This is a genomic window from Pseudomonas sp. LAMO17WK12:I5 (assembly GCF_900215165.1).
GTDB classification, from domain to species: Bacteria; Pseudomonadota; Gammaproteobacteria; order Pseudomonadales; family Pseudomonadaceae; genus Aquipseudomonas; species Aquipseudomonas putida_A.
This window is the reverse complement of sequence record NZ_OBDS01000001.1, coordinates 516,291-528,713: the sequence shown is the minus strand read 5'-3', so window position 1 is coordinate 528,713 and position 12,423 is coordinate 516,291. Positions and strand designations below refer to the sequence as shown.

Annotated in this window: 8 protein-coding genes; 6 read left to right on the top strand and 2 right to left on the bottom strand. The window is 61.2% G+C overall.

The annotated features are described in order from the left end of the window. Positions 1-17: 17 nt before the first annotated feature. Positions 18-983, bottom strand: a complete 966-nt coding sequence (locus CRO59_RS02395; protein WP_097086232.1) for a 2-hydroxyacid dehydrogenase — start codon at positions 981-983, stop codon at positions 18-20. Between the two features lie 243 nt (positions 984-1,226). Here CRO59_RS02395 and CRO59_RS02390 point away from each other — a divergent pair, with 243 nt between their 5' ends. Beyond that, a complete protein-coding gene (locus CRO59_RS02390) occupies positions 1,227-1,856 on the top strand; it encodes a LysE family translocator (RefSeq protein WP_097086230.1) in 630 nt (209 codons plus the stop codon). A gap of 117 nt (positions 1,857-1,973) precedes the next feature. On the opposite strand, the gene CRO59_RS02385 is transcribed toward CRO59_RS02390, so the two are convergent. Beyond that, complete coding sequence (locus tag CRO59_RS02385; protein ID WP_097086291.1) at positions 1,974-2,738, bottom strand: helix-turn-helix domain-containing protein; 765 nt, start codon at positions 2,736-2,738, stop codon at positions 1,974-1,976. A gap of 100 nt (positions 2,739-2,838) precedes the next feature. On the opposite strand from CRO59_RS02385, the gene CRO59_RS02380 reads away from it, so the two are divergent. From CRO59_RS02380 to CRO59_RS02360, 5 genes are all read left to right on the top strand, one after another. Beyond that, positions 2,839-4,023, top strand: a complete 1,185-nt coding sequence (locus tag CRO59_RS02380) for an MFS transporter (RefSeq protein ID WP_097086228.1) — start codon at positions 2,839-2,841, stop codon at positions 4,021-4,023. Between the two features lie 147 nt (positions 4,024-4,170). Further along, entirely contained in the window at positions 4,171-5,853 is a 1,683-nt protein-coding gene (locus CRO59_RS02375) for a fatty acid--CoA ligase (RefSeq protein ID WP_097086226.1), read from the top strand. 337 nt (positions 5,854-6,190) lie between these two features. Further along, positions 6,191-8,080 (top strand): DUF1302 domain-containing protein, encoded by a 1,890-nt coding sequence (locus CRO59_RS02370; RefSeq protein ID WP_096797153.1) that lies wholly within the window; start codon positions 6,191-6,193, stop codon positions 8,078-8,080. 28 nt (positions 8,081-8,108) lie between these two features. Beyond that, the gene (locus tag CRO59_RS02365; protein WP_096797152.1) at positions 8,109-9,473 is read left to right on the top strand and encodes a DUF1329 domain-containing protein; all 1,365 of its coding nucleotides are present in this window, start codon (positions 8,109-8,111) and stop codon (positions 9,471-9,473) included. Between the two features lie 201 nt (positions 9,474-9,674). Then, entirely contained in the window at positions 9,675-12,407 is a 2,733-nt protein-coding gene (locus CRO59_RS02360) for a LuxR C-terminal-related transcriptional regulator (protein ID WP_027612197.1), read from the top strand. Positions 12,408-12,423: the final 16 nt, after the last annotated feature.

Here is a 12,423-nt window from a genome sequence, read left to right as displayed (position 1 = left end):
AAAAGTGCCGCAGTTTATCAACTGACGACCCGCAGCGCTTTACCGCTGAAGAATGCCTGGGCGTTTTCGGTCAATTGGCCGACGATGCGTTGCCGCGCTTCGCGACTGCCCCAGGCGTTGTGCGGAGTGACGATCAGCCGTGGAATGTCGGCGGCCAGCAGCGGATTGCCGTTGACCGGCGGTTCGACGCTGAGCACGTCGGTGGCGGCGCCGCCAAGGTGACCGTTGCGCAACGCGTCGGCCAAGGCTTGCTCGTCGATCAAACCACCGCGAGCGGTGTTGACCACAAAAGCGCCGGGTTTCATCGCCGCCAGCTCGCGGGCGCCGATGAAGTGCCGGGTGTGTTCGTTGAGCGGACAGTGCAGGGTCAGGGCGTCGATCTGCGGCAGCAATTCGTTCAGTGGCAGACGATCCGGGCGCGCCGGGCGGCCGGGAATCTGCCCGAGCAACACACGCATGCCAAACGCTTCGGCCAGTCGCGCGACCGCACCGCCGAGTTCGCCATGACCGAGCAGGCCGAGGGTTTTGCCCTCCAGTTCGACAATCGGGTAGTCGAGCAGGCAGAACTGTCTGGCCTGCTGCCAGCGACCTTCGCCGACGGCTTTTTGATAATCCGCGAGGCGGGTGGCGAGGTTGAGCAGCAGCATGATCGTGTGCTGCGCCACCGACGGCGTGCCGTAACCCTGACAGTTGCACACGGTGATGCCGTGGGCGCGAGCCGCGTCCAGATCGACGTTGTTGGTGCCGGTGGCGGTGATCAGTATCAGTTGCAGAACCGGGTTGGCGGCCATCGTGGCGGCATCGATGCGGATCTTGTTGGTGATCGCCACGCTGGCCCCGTGCAGGCGTTCGGCGACTTGATCAGGCGCAGTCTGGGCGAACAGTTGCAGGTCGCTGAAGCAGGCGCGCAACGGGCTGAGGTCGAGATCGCCGAGATCCAGTGACGGGTGATCGAGGAATACGGCGCGGCGCGGGTTCGTCATCAACTGTACCTTTTGTGCTTGGAACGGAAGGCGTAATCTGCCGAGCCTACCAGATGAAACAAAACGTTACGCAGTGCCCGAGGTGCTCACAAAACCTGTGGGAGCGGGCTTGCTCGCGAAGAGGGCGTGTCAGACCCATAAAGGTTGCCTGACACAACGCCATTCGCGAGCAAGCCCGCTCCCACAGGGGAAAAGCATTCAGGCGATGTGTTCAAGCTGATGATCACCCCCAGAGGAGCCCCCATGTACTGGACCGAGTTCTTGACCGTTGCACTGATCCACCTGCTGGCCGTGGCCAGCCCCGGCCCGGACTTTGCCGTGGTGGTGCGCGAGAGCGTGACCCATGGTCGTCGCGCCGGCACCTGGACCGCGCTGGGTGTGGGCACGGCGATTTTCCTGCATGTGGGTTATTCGCTGCTGGGCATCGGCCTGATCGTGTCGCAGTCGATCGTGCTGTTCAACGCCTTGAAATGGGCCGCCGCCGCTTACTTGCTGTACATCGGCTTCAAGGCGCTGCGCGCGCAGCCGGCGAAAGTCGTGGCCGATGATTTGCACAAAGAGGCCGGCGTGCGCACCGCGCGCGGCGCGTTCACCTCGGGTTTCGTGACCAATGGTCTGAACCCGAAAGCCACGCTGTTCTTCCTGTCGCTGTTCACCGTGGTGATCAACCCGCACACGCCACTGTCGGTGCAGGCCGGTTATGGGGTTTACCTGGCCGTTGCGACCGCTTTCTGGTTCTGCCTGGTGGCGATGCTGTTCAGTCAGCAACGTGTACGTGCCGGTTTTGCCCGCATGGGCCATTGGTTCGACCGCACCATGGGCGCGGTGCTGATCGCTCTCGGCGTGAAAATCGCGTTTACCGAGATGCATTGATCTCAGAACCGCGACTTAAAACTGTGGGAGCGAGCCTGCTCGCGAATGCGTTGGATCAGTCGACATTACTGGTGGCTGAAAGACCGCTTTCGCGAGCAGGCTCGCTCCCACAGGGCCTTACACAAGCTCGCTGAGTTTGCTCAGATTATTCAGGTACTCCCGGGGATTGTCCCCGAGCAAACGGCGAAACATCGCGCTGAACGCCCGCGCGCTGCCGTAACCCAGATCCCGCGCCACGCGCTGCACGCTGTCCCCGGCGAGCAGGCGCGGTAGCGCTTCCATCAGGCGCAGTTGCTGGCGCCAGGCGTTGAAGCTCATCTTCAGTTGTCGCTGGAACAGCCGCGCCAGAGTGCGTGAGCTGGCGCCGACCTGCTGCGCCCAGTCTTCCAGGGTGTTGGGGTGATCCGGTGTGTGCAGCAACGCCAGACAGATGTTCTGCAGGCGTCGGTCGGTGGGCATTGGAATGTGCAGCGGCAGGTTTTCCAGGCTGGCGAGCTCTTCCAGCATCAACTGCTGGATCAGCGGATTATCCGCGTGCGGCGGGCCTTGAACGGCGCGCAGGATCAACTCGCGCAACAGCGGCGTCACCGCCAGCACGCAGCACTGTTGCAGGCTGGCCGGTGACAGCTCGGGGGCAATGAACAGCGAGCGCATCTGCACATCGCCGGACATGAAAATCTCGTGCGCGACTTGCGGCGGAATCCACACTGCGCGGCTTGGCGGAATCACCCAGGCACCGAGGTCGGTGACCACCCGCATGATCCCTCGGACCGCATACAGCAACTGCGCCTCGCGATGCAGGTGCAGCGACTGGTGCGCGCCGTCCAGATAATCCCGGGGATAGGCACTCACCGGGCCGTGTTCGAAATGGCTGATCAACATGTCGGGTTTGATGACCTGGTTGGCAGGTATGCGCTTTTTCGCCAACTTAGCATAAAGCCGCTGACAACAATCCGCCCATAACAAACACAAGCGTGCCGCCATGAATCAATCTCGAAACGTCATTCGCTACGTCCACGCCGCCCATGTGATCGATCACATGTTCATGCTGATTTTTCCCGCCGCCGTGCTCGGCATGACCCAGGCCTTCGGCCTCGACTACGCCGCGCTGATCGGCCTTTCGCTGGGTGGGTTCATTGCCTTTGGCGCCTGTTCGTTACCGGCCGGCTGGCTGGGCGATCACTGGAGCCGGCGGCAGATGATGCTGGTGTTCTTCTTCGGCATCGGCGCTTCGGCAATCTTCACCGGGCTGAGCACCAGCCCGACGATGCTGGTGATCGGGTTGACCCTGATCGGAATTTTCGCCGCGATCTACCACCCGGTGGGCACCGCGATGCTGGTGGCCTACGCGCAGAATCGCGGGCGGGAGATCGGCATCAATGGCATGTGGGGCAACCTCGGCGTGGCGTTCTCGGCGCTGATCACCGGGTTGCTGGTGGCGCAGTTCGGCTGGCGGTCGGCCTTTGTGTTACCGGGGGTGGTGGCGATCATGCTGGGAATCGGCTTTGCCGTGCAGGTGCGTGAAGAGCCGATCCCGCAGCGTCCACACACCGCACTGAAGGGCGCTGCCGGGCAGCGGATTTCGATGCTCATGGTGTTCGGTGTGCTGGCACTGGCGACGGCCACCGGTGGCGTGGTGTTCAACGCCACCACCATGACCTACCCGAAGCTGTTTCAGGAACGTCTGCATGATTTGTTCGCCTCACCGCAAACCCTCGGCGTGGTGGTCAGCCTGGCGTATGCCTTTGGTGCAGTGGCGCAGTTGAGCATTGGCCAGGTGCTGCACCGAGTCAGCTTGAAATGGCCGTTTATTGTGTTGACGCTGTTTCAGGCGCCGCTGTTGTACGCCATGGCGTATGTCGATGGTTGGGCAGTGATCGTGCTCGGTGCGGCGTTCATGTTCGTGGTGTTCGGTCAGGTGACGGTGAACGACTCGATGGTCGCCAATTTCGTCGCGCCGCAGTGGCAATCGCGGGTTTTCGCCCTGCGTTACTGCCTGTCGTTCGGCGCCAGTGCGACAGCGATTCCGCTGATTGCCTACATCGAACCGCGCCATGGTTTTGTCGGGCTTTACTTGATTCTGGCGGGTTTCGGCGCATTGACCTTCCTTGCTGCGCTGGTTTTCCCACGGACGCCTTCAGAAGCGGCTGTAGGGCAAACGGCCTGAACGGCGCTGAAATACCGACAAATGCTGGCGCAAAGCTAGCATTTGTACGGCTGTGCAAATCATTCCTTCGGCTGATTTGACTGGGGTATAACGGCTCTAGAGTAACGCTCTCTACGCCAACACCGTGCAGCCAGAAAAGGGATTCATATGTTGCAGACTCGCGTCATTCCCCCGGCCGATGGGGCCTACCAGTATCCATTGCTGATCAAACGGCTGCTGATGTCCGGCGCCCGTTACGAGAAAACCCGCGAGATCATCTACCGAGACCAGTTGCGCTACAGCTATCCGACCCTGATCGAGCGGGTGGCGCGGCTGGCCAACGTATTGACGGCGGCCGGGGTGAAGGCGGGTGACACCGTGGCGGTGATGGACTGGGACAGCCATCGCTACCTCGAATGCATGTTTGCCATTCCGATGATCGGCGCGGTGATCCACACCATCAACGTGCGTCTGTCGCCGGAGCAGATCCTCTACACCATGAACCACGCCGAGGACCGCTTCGTGCTGGTCAACAGCGAGTTCGTCGGGCTGTACCAGGCCATCGCGCCGCACCTGACCACCGTCGAGAAAACCCTGCTGCTGACCGATCTGCCGGAAAAGACCGCCGAGCTGCCGAATCTGGTCGGCGAGTACGAGCAACTGCTGGCCGCCGCGAGTGCGCAATACGACTTTGAGGATTTCGACGAGAACTCGGTCGCCACTACCTTCTACACCACGGGCACCACCGGTAACCCGAAAGGTGTGTACTTCACCCATCGGCAACTGGTGCTGCACACCATGGGCGTGTCGACGATCATGGGCGCGATCGACAGCGTGCGCCTGCTCGGCACCAACGACGTGTACATGCCGATTACCCCGATGTTCCATGTGCATGCCTGGGGTTTGCCGTACGTGGCAACCATGCTCGGGCTCAAGCAGGTTTATCCGGGGCGTTACGACCCGGAATTCCTCGTCGAGCTGTGGCGCAAGGAGAAGGTCACGTTCTCCCACTGCGTGCCGACCATCCTGCAGATGCTGCTCAACGCCAAAGGCGCGCAGGGCACCGACTTTGGCGGCTGGAAGATCGTCATCGGTGGCAGTGCGCTGAACCGCACGCTGTATGAAACCGCCAAGGCCCGGGGCATTCAGTTGACGGCGGCGTACGGCATGTCGGAGACCGGGCCACTGGTTTCCTGTGCGCATTTGAACGACGAGTTGATGGCCGGCACCGAAGACGAACGCACCACTTACCGGATCAAGGCCGGTGTGCCGGGGCCGTTGGTGGAAGCGGCGATCGTCGACGCCGAGGGCAACTTCCTCCCCGCCGACGGCGAAACCCAGGGCGAACTGGTGCTGCGCGCGCCGTGGCTCACCGAAGGCTATTTCAACGAACCGCAGAAGGGCGCCGAGCTCTGGGCCGGTGGGTGGCTGCACACCGGCGATGTGGCAACGCTCGACAGCATGGGCGTGATCGACATCCGCGACCGCATCAAGGATGTGATCAAGACTGGCGGCGAATGGATTTCCTCGCTGGACCTCGAAGACCTGATCAGCCGTCATGTGGCGGTACGTGAAGTAGCAGTGGTGGGCATCGCCGATCCGCAATGGGGCGAGCGGCCGTTTGCACTGCTGGTGATCCGCGAAGGGCACGAGATCGGGGCGCGCGAGCTCAAGGAACACCTCAAGCCGTTCGTGGAACTGGGGCACTTGAGCAAGTGGGCGATTCCAAGCCAGATCGCCCTTGTTACGGAAATTCCCAAGACCAGTGTCGGCAAGCTCGACAAGAAGCGCATCCGCCTCGACATCACCGAATGGCAGGCCAACAACAGCACCTTCCTTTCGACACTTTGAGTGTCTGCTGGCGCGCCGAAACCGGCGCGCCAGACTCACCAAGCAAGCGCTTGGCTTGTTAAATCGAAAAATTCAGCCATCCTTGCCGTGCCGACATCTGTCGGACTGGCGAAAGGACTGTTCCAGAGTGGCCGGCAGCTGCAAATCACACTTTAGAGGGATCAAGCAGTACCCCCTGCTGGCTATAGTCCGCTCAAGGATTTTTAAGAACGGGGCACACGCACGAACAGGGGCGATGCAACTTTGGAGTGACGTCGGGTGGCTACTGGCTCCCGGTCTTCCAGGCGTTTTTAAAAGTACTCACTGCCATAACAATAATGCACATGGAGTAGCGTCGATGACATCAGTAAACCAGTTCTGGCGCCGGGCTAAACTGCCTCTGGCCGTCAGTCTTGCCTCTACGCTCGCCGGGCCCGCATTCGGCGTCAGTTTCAACGTCGGTGAAATCGAAGGTCAGTTCGACTCCTCGCTCTCCCTGGGCATGAGTATCTCGACCCAGCAGCCGAACAAGGACCTTATTGGTGTCAACAACGGCGGCAAGGGCCTGTCCCAGACCTCCGACAACGGCCACCTGAACTTCAAGAGCGGGCAAGCCTTCTCGAAGATCTTCAAGGGCATCCATGATCTGGAACTGAAATACGGCGACACCGGGGTCTTCGTCCGGGGCAAATACTGGTACGACTTCGCGCTGCAGAATCAGGACCTGGAATACAAGGACGTCAGCAACCACAACCGCGACGTCGCGGCGCGTTCTTCCGGCGGGCAGATCCTCGACGCCTTCGTCTACCACAACTACTCGATTGCCGATGAGCCAGGTTCGGTGCGTCTGGGCAAGCAGGTGGTGAACTGGGGCGAAAGTACCTTCATCGGTGGCGGCATCAACTCGATCAACCCGATCGACGTGTCCGCGTTCCGCCGTCCGGGTGCCGAGATCAAGGAAGGCCTGATCCCGGTCAACATGTTCTACGTGTCCCAGAGCATTACCGAAAACCTCTCGGCCGAAGGTTTCTACCAGATCGACTGGCAGAAGACCGTGACCGACAACTGCGGCACCTTTTTCTCGCAGCCGGACATCGTCACCACCGGTTGCGACGACAACCTGCGGGTACTGAACAAGCGTTCGACCATTCCGGGTATTGCGCTCGGGCCGTTGGCCAACGCTGGTGTCGACGTCAACGAAGAGGGCGTGCTGGTGCGCCGTTCGCCCAACCGCAACGCGCGTGACAGCGGGCAGTGGGGCGTTTCCGCCAAGTACATGTTCGACCCGCTGGCCACCGAGTTCGGCGCCTACTTCATGAACTACCACAGCCGTGCGCCGATCTTCAGCGCCACCGGCGCGCCACAGTCGATCTATAACGGCGTGGCGGCATTGCCGGGGCCGTTCCAGGCGCTGGGGCCACTGGTAGTCGCAGGCAACTCGAACTACTTCATCGAATACCCTGAGGACATTCGCCTCTACGGTCTGAGCTTCTCCACTACCCTGCCTACCGGTACGGCGTGGAGCGGTGAAGTCAGCTACCGGCCGAATGCGCCGGTTCAGTTGAACTCCACCGACATTCTGTTCGCCGGCGTACGTCCGCTGGGTGGCGCCTTGACCAATGCGTCGGTCCTCAACGGCGTGCCGGGCCAGGATCTGCACGGTTACAACCGTAAAGAAATCACCCAGCTGCAAACCACCCTGACGCACTTCTTCGATCAGGTGATGGGCGCCAACCGGCTGACCCTGGTGGGTGAAGTCGGCGTGACCCACGTCGGTGGTCTGGAAAGCAAATCCGAAGCCCGTTACGGCCGCGATCCGGTGTTCGGCCCGGGCGAACTGCCTGCCACGGGAGGTCTCAACACCTGCTCGCAGATCCTCAACACCTCCACCATCAACGGTGCCGGGCCGGGGGCTTCGCGCGACAACGTTTCCAGCAACTGCAACAACGACGGTTTCACCACGGCCACTTCGTGGGGCTATCGCGCTCGTGCCATTTGGGATTACAGCGACGTGTTTGCCGGTGTGAACCTCAAGCCGAACGTGGCTTGGTCGCACGACGTGAAAGGTTACTCGCCAGGCCCTGGCGGCAACTTCGAGGAAGGTCGCAAGGCCATCAGCCTCGGTCTCGATGCCGAATACCAGAACACCTACACGGCGAGCCTGGCCTACACCAACTTCTTTGGCGGCGACTACACGACCGTGGACGATCGTGACTTCGTGGCCTTGAGCGTCGGCGTGAACTTCTAAGCACAGTTTTTTCAGGACGAACACACATATGAAAATAACAAAGAGTCTGTTCCACGCGGGTGTTCTGGGTTTGTCGCTGCTGGCGACCAGTGTCATGGCGGCCGTTCCCGCCGCCGAAGCCGACAAGCTGGGCAAGAGCCTGACCCCGATGGGCGCCGAAATGGCCGGCAACGCCGACGGTTCGATCCCTGCCTGGAAACCGTTGGCGAAAAATGCCGGCACGGTCGACAGCAAGGGCTTCCTGTCCGATCCGTTCGGCAGTGAAAAACCGCTGTTCACCATCACCGCGCAGAACGTCGAGCAGTACAAGGACAAGCTTGCTCCGGGCCAGTACGCGATGTTCAAGCGCTACCCGGACACCTTCAAGATTCCGGTTTATCCGTCCCATCGCGGCTCGACCGTGCCGGATGACGTGTTCGCCGCGATCAAGAAAAACGCCACCACCACCAATCTGGTGGCTGGCGGCAACGGTCTGGAAAACTTTGACACTGCCGTGCCGTTCCCGATTCCGAAAAGCGGTCTGGAAGTGATCTGGAACCACATCACCCGCTATCGCGGTGGCAGCGTGACCCGTCTGGTGACCCAGGCGACTCCGCAAACCAACGGCTCGTTCAGCCTGGTGTACTTCCAGGACCAGTTCGTGTTCCGCGACAAGATGAAGGATTACGATCCGGCCAACCCAGGCAACATCCTGTTCTACTTCAAGCAGAAAGTGACCGCGCCGGCACGTCTGGCCGGTACCGTACTGCTGGTGCACGAAACCCTCGACCAGGTGAAGGAGCCGCGCAAGGCGTGGGTCTACGCCACTGGTCAGCGTCGTGTGCGTCAGGCACCGCAAGTGTCCTATGACGGCCCGGGCACTGCGGCGGACGGTCTGCGTACCTCCGACAACCTCGACATGTACAACGGTGCGCCGGATCGCTACGACTGGAAGCTCGAAGGCAAGAAAGAGATGTACATTGCCTCCAACAGCTACAAGATCGACTCGCCGACTCTCAAGTACGCCGACATCATCAAGGCCGGCCATATCAACCAGGACCTGACCCGTTACGAGTTGCGTCGTGTCTGGCACGTGGTCGCCACCCTGAAACCGGGTCAGCGCCATATCTATGCCAAACGTGACTTCTACATCGACGAAGACACCTGGCAGGCAGCGGTCATCGACCACTACGACGGTCGCGGTCAGCTGTGGCGTGTCGCCGAAGCGCATGCCGAGGATTACTACGACAAGCAAGTGCCGTGGTACGCGCTGGAAGCCCTGTACGACCTGCAATCGGGTCGCTACCTGGCGCTGGGCATGAAGAACGAAGAAAAATCAGCGTATGACTTCGGTTTCTCTGCCACCAAGAGTGAATTCCAGCCGGGCAACCTGGGCCAGGACGGTATCCGCTAAGCTTTGACCCGAGGCCGCATCCTCGAAAAAACGCCCCGACTGGTTCGGGGCGTTTTTTTTGGCGTTGATTTTGTAGGAGCTGCCGGCTCTCGACAGTCTTTTTGTAGCCATTTGTAGCAGCAACCTTCATAACCGCTACGTTTAAGGCTAGGCTGCGGACATCTGCTACGCCGCCAACAGCCATTCGAACAAGAGCCGGCCATGACTGATCTGTCCCCACTTCCGGGTCCCGCAAGCGTTGCCGTCGCGGCACTGGACGGACGTTTTTTCCGTCCTCCGCTGCCGGACGGATACGTCTTGCGGCCACGTCTCTGCGAGCGCCTGCAAACCGGGCTCGGTGGACGTCTGTTACTGGTGTGCGCTCCGGCCGGGTTCGGCAAGAGTTCGCTGGCGGTGGAGTTCTGTCAGAGCCTGCCGGGGCACTGGCAAAGTCTCTGGCTGGGATTGAGCCCACGGGATAACGATCCGGGGCGGTTTCTCGAGCGATTGCTGGAGGGACTGCAGGACTACTTTCCGGATCTGGGCAGTCGTGCACTCGGCCTGTTGAAGATGCGCCAGCGCCATCAGCCGTTCGCCTTCGAAGAATGGCTCGATGGTTTGCTCGATGAACTGGCCCTGCAACTGCAACCGACGGCGCCGCTGTTGCTGGTGCTCGACGACTACCATCTCGCCCAAGGCCCGGTACTCGACCGTTGCCTGCAGTTTTTCCTCAATCATCTTCCCGATGGCTTGCTGGTCATGGTCACCAGTCGGCAGCGCCCGGACTGGCATCTGGCGCGTCTGCGCCTGTCGCGCCAGTTGCTCGAACTGCATGAGCAGGACTTGCGCCTGACCCACGATGAGGCCCTGACGCTGCTTGATCGACACAGCAGTTCATTGCGCGGCGAAGCGCTGGAAAACCTGATCCAGCGCAGCGAAGGCTGGGTGGCCGGACTGCGTTTCTGGTTGCTTGCGGTCTCCGAGGCTGGCAGCGGGGCTCCGTTGCCACCCGCGCTGAACGGCGGGGAAGGGCTGATCCGCGATTACCTGCTGGAAGAAGTGATCGATTGCCTGCCGGCCGAGGTGCAGGCGTTTCTCTACGACACCGCCCCTCAAGAGCGCTTTTGCAGCGAGCTGTGCGACGCGGTGCGCGAAGCCCACGACAGCGCCGAAATCCTGCGGTTTCTGTTGGCGCATCAGGTATTTCTGGTGCCGCTGGACGAACACGGTCACTGGTATCGCTATCACCATTTGTTTTCCGATCTGCTGCGCAGCCGTCCCGTGACCCAGACGCTGGTGCCGGCGGCGACCCTGCACCTGCGCGCCTGTCGCTGGTTCAATGCTCAAGGGCTGCTCGACGAAGCGGTGGAGCAGGCCTTGCGCGCCGGCCATCTGGATGTCGCAGCGAATCTGGTGCAGAACCTGTCCGAGGAACAACTGCTCGCCGAGCAGAACGTGGGCATGCTGCTGCGCTGGAAAATGGACTTGCCCGACAGCCTGCTGATCAGCACGCCACGCTTGATCGTGCTCTATAGCTGGGCGCTCGGGCTGGCCTGTCAGCTGGATGCCGCTGAAGAGCTGGCCAGTCATTTAAGTCGTTTCCTGCCTGCGCCTTCGGCTTCGGCGCAGAAGTCGATGCTCGCGCAATGGCTGGCGCTCAGCGGCATCATCGCCCGCGGGCGAGGGCATCGTGAGCTGACCCAGCGCTATTGCAGCGAAGCGCTGGAAAGCCTGCCGGTGAAACGTTACGGGCAACGCCTGATGTGCCTGTCGACCTTGTCCAATCTGGCGATTGCCGACGGTGACCTGTGGCGTGCGCGGGGCTTGAATCGAGAATCCCTCGAGCTGGCGCAGCGGGTCGGCAATCCGTTGTTCGAAGCCTTGGCGCATTACGACCGGGCGCGGGTCCTGCAATCGCGCGGGGAAATTCTGCGCGCCCTGGATGAGGTGCATCAGGGTCTTGATCGTCTGCGCGGGTTGTCGGCGCAACGTCTGTACGCGGTGCGTGCACGGCTGACGCTGTATGAAGGTTTTCTGCTGTCGATGCGCTTGCAACCGCAGCAGGCCCGGGCCCGATTGCTGAGCGGTCTGGCCGAAGCGCGGGCCTGCCGGGATATCAGCGTATTGATCGGTCACTGCGTGATCGCCCGTCTCGACGGCAGCGTCGGCGAGTTCGCCAAGGCCTTCGCCGAACTCGCTGAAGCCGAGCGTCTGATGCATATCTGGGATGTGCCGCCGATCTACTATCTGGCGATGATCACCCTGGTCAAATGCGAACTGTGGTTGGCGCAAGGCCGCACTGATCTGGCCGAAGCCTGGCTGGCGCGACTGGGCCAGACCTACACCGGCGAACGTGCAGCCGCACCACCGGAATTTCATCCACAGCTGCCGCTGCATGTGGAATTGCAACAAGCGTTGCTCGACGTGATCAAGGGCCAGCCGATGCTCGCCGAAGGGCGGTTGAATGTGTTGCTGGAAAACGGTCAGCAAACCGGGCGCCAGTTACTGTGTGTGATGGCGCTGGCGCAGAAAGTGAATTTGCTGCTGAGCAGTGGTCGCGAATCCGAGGCACGCAAAGCATTGAACCAGGCGCTGGAAGCGGCGGCGGGCGGCGTGATACAGCCATTTGACGCCTTGATCAAAGCGCATCCGGACTGGCTGCGCAGCCAGCTGCAAAACTCGCCAGCACTGGCAGGACAGCAGTTGCTGACGCATTTTCCGCTGGTGGTTGCCCGTCCTGTCATTGAATCTGGATCTGCCGAACAACTCAGCAGTCGCGAGCTGGCGGTGCTGCGTTTGATTGCCCAGGGCTGTTCCAATCAGGAAATCAGCGAGCAACTGTTCATCTCGCTGCATACGGTGAAAACCCATGCCAGCCATATCAACAGCAAGTTGGGGGTTGAGCGGCGTACCCAGGCGGTGGCCCGCGCCAAGGCGCTGGGGTTAATGATCTAGTCCCGCTAAAATCTTC